General features: G+C 57.3%; 16 protein-coding genes. 11 read left to right on the top strand and 5 right to left on the bottom strand.

Annotated features, from left to right (window positions below):
* Positions 1-15 precede the first annotated feature (15 nt).
* Genes TH5_RS19095 through TH5_RS19085 form a run of 3 tightly spaced genes read right to left on the bottom strand, consistent with a single transcriptional unit; the run spans position 16 to position 3,258 of the window.
* Positions 16-945 (bottom strand): ABC transporter ATP-binding protein, encoded by a 930-nt coding sequence (locus tag TH5_RS19095; RefSeq protein WP_114123194.1) that lies wholly within the window; start codon positions 943-945, stop codon positions 16-18.
* An 11-nt stretch (positions 946-956) separates the two neighbouring features.
* On the bottom strand, positions 957-1,787 hold the full coding sequence (ntrB, locus tag TH5_RS19090) for a nitrate ABC transporter permease (RefSeq protein ID WP_114123193.1): 831 nt from the start codon (positions 1,785-1,787) through the stop codon (positions 957-959).
* 1 nt (position 1,788) lies between these two features.
* The gene (locus TH5_RS19085) at positions 1,789-3,258 is read right to left on the bottom strand and encodes a CmpA/NrtA family ABC transporter substrate-binding protein (RefSeq protein ID WP_114123192.1); all 1,470 of its coding nucleotides are present in this window, start codon (positions 3,256-3,258) and stop codon (positions 1,789-1,791) included.
* Between the two features lie 212 nt (positions 3,259-3,470).
* On the opposite strand from TH5_RS19085, the gene TH5_RS19080 reads away from it, so the two are divergent.
* From TH5_RS19080 to rbsK, 8 genes are all read left to right on the top strand, one after another.
* Entirely contained in the window at positions 3,471-5,414 is a 1,944-nt protein-coding gene (locus TH5_RS19080; RefSeq protein WP_114123219.1) for a sigma 54-interacting transcriptional regulator, read from the top strand.
* A 140-nt stretch (positions 5,415-5,554) separates the two neighbouring features.
* On the top strand, positions 5,555-5,749 hold the full coding sequence (locus tag TH5_RS19075; RefSeq protein WP_062961271.1) for a twin transmembrane helix small protein: 195 nt from the start codon (positions 5,555-5,557) through the stop codon (positions 5,747-5,749).
* A 51-nt stretch (positions 5,750-5,800) separates the two neighbouring features.
* Positions 5,801-6,373: a cob(I)yrinic acid a,c-diamide adenosyltransferase gene (locus TH5_RS19070; RefSeq protein ID WP_114123191.1), complete on the top strand. Its 573-nt coding sequence runs from the start codon at positions 5,801-5,803 to the stop codon at positions 6,371-6,373.
* A gap of 242 nt (positions 6,374-6,615) precedes the next feature.
* Positions 6,616-7,365, top strand: a complete 750-nt coding sequence (locus TH5_RS19065; RefSeq protein WP_114123190.1) for an electron transfer flavoprotein subunit beta/FixA family protein — start codon at positions 6,616-6,618, stop codon at positions 7,363-7,365.
* Positions 7,366-7,380: 15 nt separating this feature from the next.
* A complete protein-coding gene (locus TH5_RS19060) occupies positions 7,381-8,316 on the top strand; it encodes an electron transfer flavoprotein subunit alpha/FixB family protein (RefSeq protein WP_062948426.1) in 936 nt (311 codons plus the stop codon).
* A gap of 81 nt (positions 8,317-8,397) precedes the next feature.
* Positions 8,398-9,285 carry a 3-hydroxybutyryl-CoA dehydrogenase gene (locus TH5_RS19055; protein WP_062948428.1) on the top strand — a complete coding sequence of 296 codons (888 nt, stop codon included), beginning with the start codon at positions 8,398-8,400 and terminating at the stop codon, positions 9,283-9,285.
* A 185-nt stretch (positions 9,286-9,470) separates the two neighbouring features.
* Positions 9,471-10,937: a xylulokinase gene (gene xylB, locus TH5_RS19050; protein ID WP_114123189.1), complete on the top strand. Its 1,467-nt coding sequence runs from the start codon at positions 9,471-9,473 to the stop codon at positions 10,935-10,937.
* A 152-nt stretch (positions 10,938-11,089) separates the two neighbouring features.
* The gene (gene rbsK, locus TH5_RS19045; RefSeq protein WP_114123188.1) at positions 11,090-12,019 is read left to right on the top strand and encodes a ribokinase; all 930 of its coding nucleotides are present in this window, start codon (positions 11,090-11,092) and stop codon (positions 12,017-12,019) included.
* 6 nt (positions 12,020-12,025) lie between these two features.
* On the opposite strand, the gene TH5_RS19040 is transcribed toward rbsK, so the two are convergent.
* A complete protein-coding gene (locus TH5_RS19040; protein WP_114123187.1) occupies positions 12,026-12,586 on the bottom strand; it encodes a TlpA disulfide reductase family protein in 561 nt (186 codons plus the stop codon).
* Positions 12,587-12,618: 32 nt separating this feature from the next.
* On the opposite strand from TH5_RS19040, the gene argH reads away from it, so the two are divergent.
* Genes argH through lysA form a run of 3 tightly spaced genes read left to right on the top strand, consistent with a single transcriptional unit; the run spans position 12,619 to position 15,439 of the window.
* Entirely contained in the window at positions 12,619-14,034 is a 1,416-nt protein-coding gene (gene argH / locus TH5_RS19035) for an argininosuccinate lyase (RefSeq protein WP_114123186.1), read from the top strand.
* On the top strand, positions 14,031-14,177 hold the full coding sequence (lptM, locus tag TH5_RS25360) for an LPS translocon maturation chaperone LptM (RefSeq protein WP_147250134.1): 147 nt from the start codon (positions 14,031-14,033) through the stop codon (positions 14,175-14,177). Before argH ends, lptM begins: the two co-directional genes overlap by 4 nt.
* Positions 14,174-15,439 carry a diaminopimelate decarboxylase gene (lysA, locus tag TH5_RS19030; protein ID WP_114123185.1) on the top strand — a complete coding sequence of 422 codons (1,266 nt, stop codon included), beginning with the start codon at positions 14,174-14,176 and terminating at the stop codon, positions 15,437-15,439. Before lptM ends, lysA begins: the two co-directional genes overlap by 4 nt.
* A 376-nt stretch (positions 15,440-15,815) precedes the next feature.
* Here the strand turns inward: lysA and TH5_RS25910 are convergent.
* The coding region (locus TH5_RS25910; protein ID WP_208638488.1) for a hypothetical protein at positions 15,816-16,099 on the bottom strand (284 nt) is incomplete at its 5' end.

Below are 16,099 nucleotides of genomic sequence, written 5' to 3'. Positions count from 1 at the left end.
CTGTGTCGTTACGGATTAGTCGGCACCATTCACCACCCGCGCACGCGCAGGTGGTTCCTCGGCACCTTTGTTGGATTTATTGGCAACCGGCCCGTTCAGGCCAAAACGGATGACGTTTGGTTCTGAAACGCCGTCCTCGTCGCGTTTTCCGGCCAGTTCGCGGGACCGCTTGGCAAGGAATTCGACCAGATGGTTGCGAATGTCGTAATAGTCGGGATGATGGATGATATCGGCGCGAACACGCGGGCGTTCGATATCGACCTGTACCGATTCCGCGACCCTGGCATAGGGGCCGTTGGTCATCAGAAGGATGCGGTCGGCAAGAAGGATCGCCTCGTCCACATCATGGGTGATCATGAAAACAGTCTGATCCGACCCGGCCCAGATACGGATCAGTTCATCCTGAATGCTGCCACGCGTCAGGGCATCAAGTGCCCCAAACGGTTCATCCAGCAGCAACAGTTCCGGCTGAATGGCAAAGGCCCGCGCAATCGAAACGCGCTGGCGCATGCCACCCGACAATTGCGATGGCTTGCGAAGCTCCGCCCCGCCGGTCAAACCCACCATTTCGAGATATTTGATCGAATGATCATGGACCTGCTTCTTGGTCCAGTTGCGATGACGGGCCTGCACGGCAAAGGTCACGTTTTTAAGTGCGGACAACCATGGCAACAGGGAATAGTTCTGAAACACGATACCGCGGTCAAGACTTGGCCCCGATACTTCCTTGCCATTCATGATCACCGCACCGTCGGTCGGCTCGTCCAGCCCGGCAAGGATATTCAGGATCGTCGATTTGCCGCAGCCCGAATGACCGATAATGCAGACAAATTCGCCCTTTTCGATCCCCAGATTGACATTTTCAAACACGGTTAACGGATCGGATCCCTTTGGACCGGGGAACCGTTTGCTTAGTCCCTGTACGCTCAGGAAGGGTGTTGGCATGGTGCTTTTCCTTATTCCTGGTACTGCACAAGGCGGGCGCAATAGGCGAACGCCGTATCAAGTAGCATGCCGACAAGGCCGATCATCAGGATCGAGAACACGACACTGGTCAGATCCAGATTGTTCCATTCGTTCCAGACGTAATAGCCAATGCCGGTACCACCCACGAGCATCTCGGCGGCCACAATCACCAGCCACGCAATCCCGATGGAAATCCGCATCCCTGTCAGGATGGTCGGTGCCGCCGCCGGAAGAATGACGATCCACGCGGTTTTAAGCGTGCCAAGTTCATGGGTGCGCGCGACATTGACCCAATCCTTGCGCACACCGGCAACGCCAAAGGCCGTATTGATCAGCATCGGCCAGATCGAACAGATAAAGATCACGAAAATCGCCGATGCCTGACTGTCCTGAATGACAAACAGCGCAAGCGGCATCCAAGCCAGCGGCGAAATCGGGCGAAGGATCTGGATGAACGGATCAAGTGCGCGATACATCAATGGCGACATGCCAATCAGGAACCCGGCCGGAATGGCAATTGCGGCGGCCAGAAAATATCCCGACAGCACGCGATAAAGCGAATAACCGATCTGAATGCCAATCCCCTTGTCGTTGGGACCGGCATCATAGAAAGGGTTGGAAAGTTCTTCCCACGCCTTGACGAACACCGCAGATGGTGGCGGCACGGCTGCCTTTGGCTCTGCCCCGCCCATCAGGATTTCATATTCCGTCAGTTCACTGCCCAGTTTCTGCTGGGGGCTGGCGGCCTCCCATATTCCAAGAAGAACCGCCAGCAAAACAGCAGACAACAGCAGCGCCCTGGCATTCAGGGATGCGATCATATCAGCTTACCCCTTTGCCAATCGGGAAGCTGTTGACATAGGCCTCGGGCTGATCAGGATCGAACTCTTTGCCCATTATCGTGTATTTCTGATAGGTGCTGTCTGGTGCTTCGTAACCAAGGTCCTTCATGATCTTGGCGCAATCGCTCGCGACATAGACTTCTTCGGCGATTTTCTTGTAATCGACATCGCCGTCGATATAGCCCCAGCGCTTCATCTGCGTCAGAATCCACACACCCATCGAATGCCACGGGAACGGATCGAAATCGATGCGGTCCGGCACGTTCTTGACCTCGCCCAGACCATCGGCATAACGCCCGGTCAGGACCTGTTCGATGACCGGCACCGGCTGGTTCAGATAGTTGGTCGGCGCGATTGCTGCCGAAATTTCCTTGCGGTTTTCCGGCTTGGATGCGTACTGCGTCGCATCGACAATCGATTTCAGAAGCGCGCCATAGGTATTGGGCATTTCATCGGCAAACGCCTTGGAACAGGCAAATGCGCAGCACGGATGACCTTCCCAGATATCCTTGGTCAGGGTGTGGATGAAGCCGATTTTTTCCCAGACGGCACGCTGGTTGAATGGATCAGGCGACAGATAGCCATCAAGGTTCCCCGCACGCAGGTTGGCGACCATTTCGGGCGGCGGAACGACACGGATCTGGATGTCTTTATCCGGGTCCAGACCATGTTCGGCGACGTAATAACGCAGCAGGAAGTTATGCATCGAATATTCGAACGGCACACCGAACTTGAAGCCCTTCCACTGTTTTGGATCGCGTTTATCAAGATGGTCGTTATGCAGGACAATCGCCTGCCCGTTGATGTTTTCAACTGCCGGCATCAGGAACGGGGTCGCGGTCGAACCCGCCCCCATGGTGATCGCAAGCGGCATCGGGGTGAGCATATGCGACGCGTCATATTCATTGTTCAGGGACTTGTCGCGTGCGACTGCCCAGCCCGCGGTTTTGATCACATCAACATCAAGACCGTATTTCTCATAAAAGCCCATCGGCTGGGCCATGATGATCGGGGTAGCGCAGGTGATCGGAACAAAGCCAATATTAAGCTTGGTCTTTTCCGGCGTGCCCAGATCATCAAGGATCGCCGCCTTGACCTTATCAAGCGGCAGGACCGACGCCAGTGCCGCCATCATCGTTCCGCTGCCAACCATTTTGGCAAAGGAACGACGCGAAATTTCGTTATGCCCGAAGACAGAGCGGACCACCGCACTTTCAATCGCGCGATCCAGCATTTCCTCGTTGCTGGCAAGCTTGCCAGACGGTGACGCCGCGCCATCCACAGCCATATCGCTATGGGCGGGCATCGATGCCAGATCGTATGTGTCTTCGTGATGGTCATGACCGGCATGGTGATGTTTGCCGGTTGCGCAAGCCTCGCAGCCGCACGATTTGCTATGCCGCAGATCGCTTTCGCCACTGAATGGATCGCCCAGACTTTTGATAGACATGTGGTCACCCCCTGTTTTGTTTACGCCGCCCGTCAGGCGACACCGATATTCGGGGTGATAACAGCAACCGGCGTGCCAGATTTGTGCGGCGCGAAAAACTCTAGGGAAAGACTGGACTTTGGCCCGAAACAGGCGCAATCTCGGGTCATACGAAATTTCGTAATTTACGATATTTCGTAACCATATTTACGAAATATCGTAGGTCGATCATGATGGATCAGATTGCAAACCCGCCACCCCCAACGGTTTCGGACGCCCTGTATCAACAGGCGCTTGCATCGCATATTCATCCGACTTTGCTGGTGCATCCGCAAAGTGATCGCATCATGTTTGCCAATCAGGCGGCGGCGAACTTGCTGGGCCGCAGCATTTCCGATCTGAAATCCACCGCCATGAGCAGCCTGCACAAGGGGCAGGTGCCAAGCCTTGTGGTGTTCAGTCAGGCCGCCCTTTATCACGGCTTTGCCTGGACGCGGGGCCTTAACCTGATGCATGCGGACGGCACCGAAATCCAGCTTGAACACGAAGCCCGCGCCCTGCACTGGGAGGGCGAGGATTACCTGATCATCATCCTGTGCGATCTTGATGCCCGCCACCGCCGCGACGTCGATGCAGAGGCCGATAATTACCTGCGCGAAGGCATTGCCGAATGGCGGCGGGCCGAACGGTTTTTCCGTGAAATCGAACGCGAAAACCAGTTGATACTGGGGGCGGCGGGCGAAGGCATCTATGGGGTCAACAGCGACGGCATCACCACCTTCGTCAATCCGGCTGCCGAACGGATGCTGGGCTGGACGGCCGAGGAACTGGTGGGCAAGGAAATCCATTCGATCATCCACCATTCGCATATCAATGGCGATCCCTACCACGCCGAACATTGCCCGATTTACAATGCGTTTCGCGAAGGCATCGTCCGGCGCGTTGATGACGAGGTTTTCTGGCGCAGCGACGGCAAACCGATCCGGGTGGAATATACCTCCACCCCGATCCGCGATCATGGGCTGGTGATCGGGGCTGTGATCGTGTTTCGCGATATCACCGAACGCAAGATTGCCGAGGAAAAGCTGCATGCGGCCCTGGCCGAGGTCGACCGCCTGCGCGAAAGGCTGGAACTTGAAAACGCCTATCTGCAGGAAGAAATCCTCTCGACCAACAACCATCACGAAATCATCGGCCAGTCCGAGGCAATCAATAGTGCGCTTAAACAGATTGATCTGGTCGCCCCCACCGATGCCAACGTCCTGATCACCGGGGAATCGGGCACCGGCAAGGAACTGATCGCGCGCGCCATCCATCAGGCAAGCCACCGGCGCGACCGCGTTCTGGTCCGCGTGAACTGTGCCGCCATCCCCCATGAACTGTTCGAAAGCGAGTTTTTCGGCCATGTCCGCGGTGCCTTTACCGGGGCTGTGCGCGATCGCGTCGGGCGGTTCGAACTGGCCGATGGCGGCACGCTATTTCTGGACGAGGTCGGCGAAATTCCGCTGGAGCTACAGGGCAAGCTTTTGCGCGTTCTACAGGATCAGAAATTCGAACGCATCGGCGAGGAACGCACGCGCGAGGTCAATGTAAGGCTACTGGCCGCCACCAACCGCGATCTCAAGGAAGAAGTCCGGTTGGGCCGCTTCCGCGAAGATCTGTATTTCCGCCTCAATGTGTTCCCCATCGAATGCCGGCCCCTTCGCGAACGGCCTGACGATATTCCGCCCCTGGCGACACATTTCCTGCGCAATATCTGCCAGCGGCTGAACATCCCGCAACTGACGCTCACCAACGGTCAGGTCCGAAGCCTGATGAAATATGACTGGCCCGGCAATGCGCGCGAACTTGAAAACATCATCGAACGTGCCGCCATTCTGGCCCGCGACGGCAAACTGAATTTTGACCTGCCCGAACCCAATCGCCGCGAAACCGACCATGGCAATGCCAACCCCGCGCGTGATCAGGCAAGCCCCCAATCGGCAATCCTGACCGAAGATGACCGACGCAAACACGAATATGACAATATCATCCGCGCCCTTGAAACCACACGCGGCCGGATTTTCGGCCCCGATGGCGCAGCGGCCCTTTTGAATGTAAAGCCGACAACACTGGCATCGCGGATCAAAAAGCTTCGGATTGACCGGCGTGATTTCACGCCATCAGGCCAACCCTAGGATACGGCTATAGGAACCAGTCATCGGAAATCGCAAAGATTTTTCGATCTGCGACCTTGCCCCCGCCCGCAGTTTGACGCAGCATGTCGCCCCGCCCGGCACATCACACCCGCAAGGGCGGCACAAAGGAGTAGTCCGGTATGGCTGGATTTTTACAGATTGGCGTTCTGATCGCGATGGCCGCGGTCGCGGTTATTCTGGTGCTTGGCATCATCACCATGGCACGTGGCAAGGATGCCAGAAAATCCAACAAGCTGATGCAGCTTCGCGTACTGGTACAGGGGATCGCCCTACTGCTTCTGGTCATCCTGTCCTTCATGGCGCTGGGTAAATAGGCTGCCGATGATCCACCCCGAAAGTCACGCATCAGGACAACGGAATTCAAGATGGTTCAACTGACCCGCATCTACACCAAATCCGGCGACAAGGGCAAAACCGCCCTTGGTAATGGCACCCGCGTTGCCAAAAACGATATTCGCGTTGCGGCCTATGGCACGGTGGACGAAACCAATGCGGTGATCGGGGTTGCCCGCCTGCATGCGAGTGGCGATGTCGATGATATGCTCGCCCGCATCCAGAACGACCTTTTTGATCTTGGTGCCGATCTGTGCACGCCCGGTGATGGCAGCGACGACAACCCGGAACGCCCGGCCCTTCGCATTACACCCAAACAGACCGGGCGGCTGGAAAGCGAAATCGATGCGATCAATGCCGGCCTTGATCCGCTGAAATCCTTTGTCCTGCCCGGCGGCAGCGCCCTTTCCGCCCAGCTTCATGTCGCGCGCACCGTATCGCGCCGCGCGGAACGGCTGATTGTGGAGCTCTCGGGAATCGAGGCGATCAACCCCGAAGCGGTGCGTTACATCAACCGCCTGTCGGACCATATGTTCGTTCTGGCCCGCCATGCCAATAATGGTGGCAAGGACGATATCCTGTGGCAACCCGGCCTGACCCGCTAGGCAAATATTCGAACAAACCCCTGTCTTTTCAGGGTTCGGTTGCGTATCAAGGCAGCCCGAGACTTCAGAATTTCAGTAAAGAAGTTGTCGTTAACGTTAACCTCTTTACGTAAATTGACAAGCCCCGTAGCACCCCCTATTGTGCATCGCGGGGAAAACAGTAACATCGGGCCCCACTGCGGACTGCCCCGGCAGAACGCAGCAAGCCCATAGCTTCGACAACAAAAACGAACAGGTCTGTCATGAAGGTTCTTGTCGCCGTTAAGCGCGTTGTGGATTACAACGTCAAGATCCGTGTCAAACAGGACCAGTCTGGCGTTGAATTGAACAACGTCAAAATGTCCATGAACCCGTTTGACGAAATCGCCGTTGAAGAGGCCGTCCGCCTCAAGGAAGCCGGCACCGCGACCGAAGTGGTCGCTGTATCGCTGGGTGTGAAACAGTGTCAGGAAACACTGCGTACCGCCCTTGCCATGGGTGCCGATCGCGGCATTCTGGTCGAAACCGACGACGAACTGCAACCGCTTGCCGTTGCCAAACTTCTCAAGGAAGTCGTTGCCAAGGAAAGCCCGGATCTCGTGATCCTCGGCAAACAGGCAATTGATGACGACGCCAACCAGACCGGTCAGATGCTGGCCGCCCTTCTGGACTGGCCGCAGGGCACGTTCGCGTCCAAGGTCGCCGTTGCCGATGGCAAGCTTGACGTCACCCGCGAAGTCGATGGTGGCCTTGAAACCATCAAGATCGATCTTCCGGCAATCGTCACCACCGATCTTCGCCTGAACGAGCCGCGCTATGCGTCGCTTCCCAACATCATGAAAGCCAAGAAAAAGCCGCTTGATACGCTAAGCCCCGCTGATCTTGGTGTCGACACCGCGCCGCGCCTGAAAACCCTGAAAATGACGGAACCGCCGGCACGTCAGGCAGGTGTAAAAGTTGCCAGCGTCGCCGAGCTTGTCGACAAGCTTCGCAACGAAGCCAAAGTGATTTAAGCGGGGGCCGATCAAATGAGCATTCTTGTTATTGCCGAACACGACAATACCGAACTGAAGGGCGCAACGCTCAATACCGTTGCCGCCGCACAGAAAATCGGTGGCGACATCACCATTCTGGTCGCTGGCGAAAACTGCCGTGCGGTTGCCGATGCGGCCGCAAAGGTGGCGGGCGTCTCGAAGGTTCTGGTTGCCGATAACGCGGCCTATGGCCATTTCCTGGCTGAAAACCTCGCCGGTCTCGTCAATGAACTGGCCGGTGATTACAGCCACGTTCTAGTGGCCGCTTCGACCACGGGCAAAAACTTCATGCCCCGCGTTGCAGCATTGAAAGACGTCGCGCAGATTTCCGACATCACCGATGTCGAAAGTGCCGATACGTTCGTCCGTCCGATCTATGCCGGTAACGCGATGGCAACCGTTCAGTCGTCAGACAGCCTGAAACTGATCACGGTCCGTACCACGGGCTTTGATCCGGTCGCGGCCGAAGGCGGTTCTGCATCGATCGAAGATATCGCAACTGCGAAAGATGCCGGAAAATCCGCTTTTGTCAGCCAGGAACTGACCGAGTCGGAACGTCCGGAACTGACCGCAGCCAGTGTTGTCATCTCTGGCGGCCGCGGCATGGGCTCGGGCGAGAACTTCCACCTGATCGAACCGATTGCCGATAAACTCGGCGCTGCCATTGGCGCTTCGCGTGCCGCAGTCGATGCGGGATACGCCCCGAACGACTGGCAGGTCGGCCAGACCGGCAAAGTTGTTGCACCGCAGCTATACATTGCGGTAGGCATTTCAGGTGCGATTCAGCACCTTGCCGGCATGAAGGACAGTAAGGTCATTGTTGCGATCAACAAGGACGAAGAAGCGCCGATCTTCTCGGTTGCCGATTACGGTCTTGTCGCGGACCTGTTCGAGGCCCTTCCCGCACTGGCGAGCGAACTCGACAAATAATCAGATCCCATCTAGGGTCAGAACAATCTAAAGAACGTTGTTCTGACCTTGTTTTGACCCTGGGGGATGAGTGGGGAACAAATGGCTTCGCTTGAAGATATCAAGACCATTGGCGTAATCGGCGCCGGTCAGATGGGCAACGGGATTGCTCATGTGATTGCGCTTGCCGACTACGACGTCCGACTGCTTGACGTATCGGCAGAGGCGCTCGACAAGGCGCTTGGCCTGATTGGCAAGAACATGGATCGTCAGGTCAAGAAAGACCTGATTACCGAGGCACAGAAAGAAGCGGCCCTTGCCCGGATTACCACGGGTACGGATTACAGCTTCCTGTCTGACTGCGATCTCGTGATCGAGGCCGCAACCGAAAACGAAGAGACCAAGAAACAGATTTTCAAGGCTCTGTGTCCGGTTCTGGGTCCCGAAGCCATCATTGCGACCAACACATCGTCCATTTCGGTGACGCGTCTGGCTTCCTATACAGACCGCCCGTCGAAATTCATGGGCATGCACTTCATGAATCCGGTGCCGCTGATGAAGCTGGTCGAACTGATCCGTGGTATTGCCACGGACGAGCCGACCTATCGCACCATTCATGAATTGACCAAGAAACTGGGCAAGGACACGGCAAGTGCCGAAGATTTCCCGGCTTTCATCGTCAACCGCATTCTGCTGCCGATGATCAACGAGGCGATCTATACGCTTTACGAAGGTGTCGGCAATGTCCGGTCCATCGACGATGCCATGCGCCTTGGCGCGAACCATCCGATGGGGCCGCTGCAACTGGCCGATTTCATTGGTCTGGATACCTGCCTGTCGATCATGCATGTCCTGCATGATGGTCTGGCCGATACCAAATATCGGCCCTGCCCGCTTCTGGTCAAATATGTCGAAGCCGGCTGGCTCGGCCGCAAGGTCGGTCGCGGCTTCTATGACTATAGCGGCGACGAGCCGGTTCCGACCCGCTGATCATCGCCGGATCAAAAATTCAAAAGGCCACTGCATCCCTGCGGTGGCCTTTTTGCATTGGGGGCATACCCCCTCCTTCATGATTTAACCGACGTGCAAAGCTTTTGATCTTTCGATCAGAAATTGCCCTGCTATGATGACCCATAAGAAACCAAGACCAAAAAGAATCCAGGAGGCCGTCCCACATGTTTCTCGGAATAGATGTCGGTACATCTGCCGTTAAAGCGCTTCTGATGGATGAACATTCGGTCACCGTCGCCGAAACAGATGTGCCCCTGACGCTCAGCAACCCCAAACCATTCTGGAGCGAACAGCACCCGGATGACTGGTGGGCTGCGACCTGCACGGCGATGGATCAGTTAAAGGCATCCAATCCCGCCGCCCTTGCCGCGGTTCGCGCGATTGGCCTGTCTGGCCAGATGCACGGTGCGGTGATCCTTGATGCCGATGACAAACCGCTTCGTCCGGCGATCCTGTGGAATGACGGCCGGGCCAAGGCCGAATGCGATGAATTGCAGGCCGCCCTGCCCGATCTGCCATCGCGTGCCGGTGTGGTCGCCATGCCGGGCATGACCGCGCCCAAACTGATGTGGCTGCGCAAACACGAACCCGAAATCTTTGCCCAAATCAAAACCGTCCTGCTGCCCAAGGATTACATCCGTTTCTGCCTGACCGGCGAAAAGGTCACCGAAATGTCGGATGCCGCAGGCACACTCTGGCTTGATGAAGAAAGCCGAAGCTGGAATTTTGACGCCATTGCCGCAACCGGCATGGATATCGCCCAATTACCCCGCCTTGTCGAAGGAAGCGATCCCACCGGCCATCTGCGCGGTGAACTGGCCGCCCGCTGGGACATGAAACCGACCGTGATTGTTGCGGGCGGCGGCGGAGATGCCGCGACCGGTGGCATCGGTGTCGGCGCGGTCAGCCATGGCGACGGCTTCATTTCGCTTGGCACCTCGTCACAGATTTTCGTCGCATCGGACCGTTATCGCCCGAAACCCCAGGAACTTTTGCACAGCTTCGCCCATGCCGTGCCGCAGCACTGGTTCCAGATGGCGGTATTGCTCAACGGGGCAAGCTGCCTTTTGTGGGCGGCAAACCTGTTGGGCGAAAAGGATATCGGCGCATTGCTGCAACGCACCGAAGCCGGGCATAAGGCCCCGTCGGATGTTGTGTTCCTGCCCTACCTTAATGGCGAACGGACCCCGCATAACGATCCCTATGCGCGCGGCGTGTTCTTTGGCCTTGGTAGTGACACATCTCGCGAAACAATGGTGCAATCCGTGCTCGAAGGGGTCGGTTTTGCCCTTCTGGACGGACAATCGCGCCTGCATGCCGCCGGAACGCATTGCGAATTGCCCGGTGTCATTGGCGGCGGTGCGCGCAGCCGATACTGGATTCAGTTGATATCCGATATCATGGGCTGCCCGCTTGCCCGATACGAAGGGGCGGCCAAGGGCCCGGCATTTGGCGCGGCCCGTCTGGGGCGGCTGGCGCTCGATAACGAAACGGTCGAAGATGTCTGTCAGAAACCGGCGATCCAAGAAGTGATCGAGCCCGATATGAACAGACACGCGGCCTATCAACCGCGATTTGCCAAATTCAAACGCATCTATTCCGCGCTCCGCGAGGAATTCCAACCCGCCTGATCCACGCCACCAGACTGATACCTTTTGCCCCACCTGATCGGTTTTTTGCGGTGTGATGCATTTCACCTGAAATGTTGCACCGGGTTCTTTAATCACTTCAAAAGATGCCAATATCAGCAAAAGGTATTAGAAATTTGCCAATCGGATAACCCATGACCATTGCCATTGTCGGAAGTTCCAATATCGATTTTGCCGCCCGCGTTGCCGAATTGCCCAAACCCGGCCAAACCGTGTCGGCCAAGGATTACATCACCGGCCCCGGCGGCAAAGGCTGCAATCAGGCAATTGCGGTGGCCCGTCTGGGACAGAAACCCGTTTTCATTTCCAAAATCGGCAATGATGTTCTGGGGCGCAGCCTGATTGAAACGCTGAAAATCGAAGGATTTGATACCAACCAGCTGATCCAGACGACGGATGCTCAGACCGGAACCGCCCTGATATCAATCGACGATGCCGGGGAAAACATCATCACGGTGGCCGGTGGGGCCAACATGACCATGAGCCGCACCGACATCCGCGAAAAACAGGTTTTCCTCGAACATTGCACGTATCTGCTCGTGCAGCTCGAATGCCCCGTCGTCGCCGTGGCGTGCGCCATGAAATATGCCCGTGACGCCGGGGCCACCATCATTCTTGATCCGGCACCGGTACCCGACCGGGTTGTTCTGCGGGATCTGATGGCGCTAACCGATATTGTCACCCCCAACAGCAGCGAATGTTTCGCCATGACCGGCATTCTTCCCGATAACCTTGAAACCGCCAATCAGGCAGCCGCAAAACTGCGCGAAATGGGGGCACGTATCGCGATCATCAAAATGGGATCAAAGGGCGCCTTTTATTCAGATGGCGATCAGTCCGGGATGGTCCCGCCATTTGATGTCTCGGCGATTGATACGGTTGCAGCGGGCGATTGCTTTAACGGCGGGCTGGCCGTTGCCCTGCATGAAGGACGGTCCTTGCGCGATGCCGTCCGGTTTGCCTGCGCGACCGGGGCACTGGCGACCACGCGCTATGGTGCGGCCGATGCCGCCCCGACCCTTGATCAGGTTTTATCGCTTCTGGAACAAGATACCGGCACCTGATCCAGATCAGGACGCGGCATCAATCAGGCTGTTGAAATAGTCGATCACCCCGTCGGCATCCCATTTGGCCGTGCCTTCCAGCTTGCCAATAACCTGCCCGTTGGCATCAATCACGAAACTGGTCGGAAGGCCGCGTGCGCCAAAGGCCCGTGCGGTCGCCCCGCGCGGATCAAGCACGACATCAAGATTGCCGATTCCGTTTTCATCAAAGAATTCCTGCACGATTTCCGCCCCGCCGCGATCCTGACTAAGTGCGAGAATGCGAAACGGCTTGCCCTCCATTTCGGACGCCAGTCGATCAAGATCGGGCATTTCTTCGATGCAGGGTGCGCACCATGTCGCCCAAAGATTGACCAAAAGAACCTGACCTTTCAGGTCTTTAAGGTCACTTTCGCTGCCATCCGTTTCGATGAAAACCGCCTTTTCCGGCAGGCTTGTGCTATCAGGTGCGGTATCCATTTTCGAAAGTTCTTGCGGCAATTGCGTATCTGCAAAGGCAGGGCTTGCATAAATGGCCGATATGGCGACAATCACGCCCAGTTTTACGTAACGAAGCAGTGCCTTCACAATACTCACCTTTCCAACGCTTGCGGATCACAATGACCGATCAAAACGCCACCGACCAGAAAAATGCCAACGCCCTGTGGGGAGGCCGCTTTGAAGCGGGCCCGTCCGCCATCATGGAAGAAATCAATGCTTCCATTGGCTTTGACAAACGCCTGTATGCCCAGGACATTCAGGGTTCCAAAGCCCATTGCGCCATGCTGGTCAAGCAGAAGATCATTCCCGCAGAAGATGGCGAGAAAATAGTCGCGGGTCTAGACCAGATCCTTCAAGAAATCGAGAGCGGCCAGTTTACCTTCTCTGCCGCCCTTGAAGACATCCACATGAATGTCGAAAGCCGCCTACGTGGTCTGATCGGTCCTGCGGCCGGTCGCCTGCATACTGCACGCTCCCGCAATGACCAGGTCGCGACCGATTTCAAACTCTGGGTCCGCGACGTGGCACTGGCCGATCTTGAAGCCGGGCTCAAGGGCCTTCAGGAAGCATTGGTTGAACAGGCCGGCACCCATGCCGAAACCATCATGCCGGGCTTTACCCACCTTCAGGCCGCCCAGCCGGTCACCTTTGGCCATCATCTTCTGGCCTATGTCGAAATGTTTGGCCGGGACCGTGGCCGCGTTGCCGATTGCCGCACGCGCGCCAATGAAAACCCGCTGGGTTCGGCCGCATTGGCCGGAACGCCCTATCCGATTGACCGCCACATGACGGCATCGTCGCTTGGCTTTGATCGTCCGACCGCGAACTCGCTCGATGCGGTGTCGGATCGTGACTTTGCGCTGGAATATCTGAACGCGGCATCGATCACGGCGATGCACCTGTCGCGCCTGGCCGAGGAAATGGTGATCTGGTGTTCGGCACAGTTCCGCTTTGTCGGCATGTCGGACAAGTTTTCCACCGGCTCCTCGATCATGCCGCAGAAACGCAACCCCGATGCTGCCGAACTGATCCGCTCCAAAATCGGCCGTATCGTTGGCTGTTACAACTCGCTGATGCTCTCGATGAAGGGGCTGCCGCTGGCCTATTCCAAGGACATGCAGGAAGACAAGGAACCGGTATTCGAAGCCCACGACCATCTGGGTCTTTGCGTCGCCGCCATGACCGGCATGATTGCCGACATGAAGGTTCACAAGGACAACATGCGTGCGGCTGCCGGTGCGGGTTACACCACCGCAACCGATCTTGCCGACTGGCTGGTGGCCGAACTTGGCATGCCGTTCCGTGATGCCCATCACGTGGTGGGTGCGACCGTGAAACTTGCCGAGGGCAAGGGTTGCGATCTCGATCAGCTTTCGCTCGAAGACCTTCAGGGGATCGAACCGAAAATCACCAACGCCGTTTACGATGTCCTGACTGTCGAGGCATCGGTCAGCGCCCGTCAAAGCTTTGGCGGCACCGCCCCGGTCCGGGTGAAGGAACAGGTCGCGGCGGCAAAGGAAAGGTTCCTGAAATGAGCAACCCGATCTTTAAACGCAGCACAGTGATCGTACTGGCGGTGATGCTCGGCCTGTCTGTTGCCGCCTGCGGCAAAAAAGGCCCGCTTGAACCACCGACCGACGAAGGCAACAAATATCCACGGACATATCCGGCACAATGAACCATTTTGAATATATTGATGGCGTCCTTCACGCAGAAGGCGTTTCCATCCCCGAGCTTGCCGAAAAAGTCGGCACGCCGTTCTATTGCTATTCCACCGCCACCCTTGAACGTCATTACAAGGTGTATGCCAGTGCGTTTGACGGGCTTGATGCTACGGTTTGCTATGCGATCAAGGCAAACTCCAATCAGGCTGTCCTGAAAACGCTGGCCAAACTGGGTGCCGGTGCCGACGTGGTTTCGGTTGGTGAAATGCGCCGCGCCTTGCGCGCCGGTGTCGCCCCGGGCAAAGTCATTTTTTCCGGCGTTGGCAAGGCCGATGCCGAAATGCGCGAAGCCCTTGATGCCGATATCGCCCAGATCAATGTCGAAAGCATCCCCGAGCTTGAAGAACTCAACCGGGTTGCCCTCGACATGGGCAAAAAGGCCCGGATCGCGATCCGCATCAACCCGCATGTCGATGCCAAAACCCATGAAAAAATCGCCACCGGCAAGGCCGAAAACAAATTCGGCATCGACTGGACCCGCGCGATCGAGGTTTACCGCATGGCCGCCGCCATGGACGGGATCGAGGTCACCGGCATTGCGATGCATATCGGATCACAGCTCACCGATCTCGCCCCCTTCCGGGAGGCATTCACCCGCCTTGCCGGGCTGGTCGAAAAGCTTCGCGCCGAAGGCATCAATATCCGCAATCTTGATCTTGGCGGCGGGCTTGGCATTGCCTATCAGGGCGAAACGCCGCCCCTGCCCGATGCCTATGGCCAGATGGTGCGTGAAACCGTCGGTCACCTTGGCTGCCACATCACGCTCGAACCGGGCCGCCTGATCGCAGGCAATGCCGGTGTGATGATTTCGCGCGTCATGTATATCAAGGATGGCGAGGCCAAACGCTTTGTCATTCTCGATGCCGCGATGAACGATCTGATCCGGCCAACCCTTTACAACGCCTATCACGAAATCATCCCGGTCGATGAACAGGGTGAAGGCGACAAACAGGCCACCGTCGATATCGTCGGACCGGTCTGCGAAACCGGTGACACCTTCGGCAAGGATCGCAAACTGCCCGATGATCTGAAACCGGGCGATCTGGTCGCAGTCATGTCGGCAGGTGCCTATGGTGCGGTGATGTCATCGACCTATAACACCCGTGCCCTGACGCCCGAAGTTCTGGTCAAGGGCGACGACTTCGCCATCGTCCGCCCGCGTCAGTCGATTGACGACCTGATCGGTCTGGACCGCATTCCCGACTGGCTGGACTGATCCGAACCGGCAAAAACCGGAAAAACTTTACAAGGCGGTCTTTCAACACGAAAGGCCGCCTTCTGCATATCCGCATCCTGCCCGACAGGGTTCATCTGACCTGCCCCCATCTCCTTCGATCTCCCGGATGGTTCCGGGGACCAACGGCAGGACAGGAACACCAGACTCCGAAAGCACGGCAACAGGGTGATTTTCCCCGAAGCAGGCGAAATGCCCCACCCGAACAAAACACGGCCTTCCAACAGACGTCCCACTGACAGCCAAAGGCTTACCGCCCGCTCCGGTCCCTTCCGCCAACGCCATGACCACGAAACCCGGACGTACCTCGGGCCTCCACCAGCCCTCGCCAGCAGATGGCCCACTGACGGTCGACAACCTAGCTGCCCGCTCCGACCCTTTTCGGCAATGCCATGATCACCGACGCCCGGAAAAAACTCGGGCTTCCAGCAACCGTCGCCGACAGACCCTCATCGGCCGCTCTGCCGCCTCGATCACCGTCCGGCCAAGGCGACAACCTGCCACCTCGACGACCAGACACACCTCGGGCCACCGCCATCGTCACCAGCAGATGGTCCAGGGGCTCGCTGCCCACTTCGGGCACTTCCCGGCCACGGCGACAACCTACCACGCCGACATCCAGATACACCTCGGGCCGCTGCC

This window comes from Thalassospira xianhensis MCCC 1A02616 (assembly GCF_003326475.1).
In the GTDB taxonomy this organism is placed as follows: domain Bacteria; phylum Pseudomonadota; class Alphaproteobacteria; order Rhodospirillales; family Thalassospiraceae; genus Thalassospira; species Thalassospira xianhensis.
The sequence above is the reverse complement of the archived record's forward strand: the minus strand, read 5'-3'. Positions and strand labels throughout refer to the sequence as shown.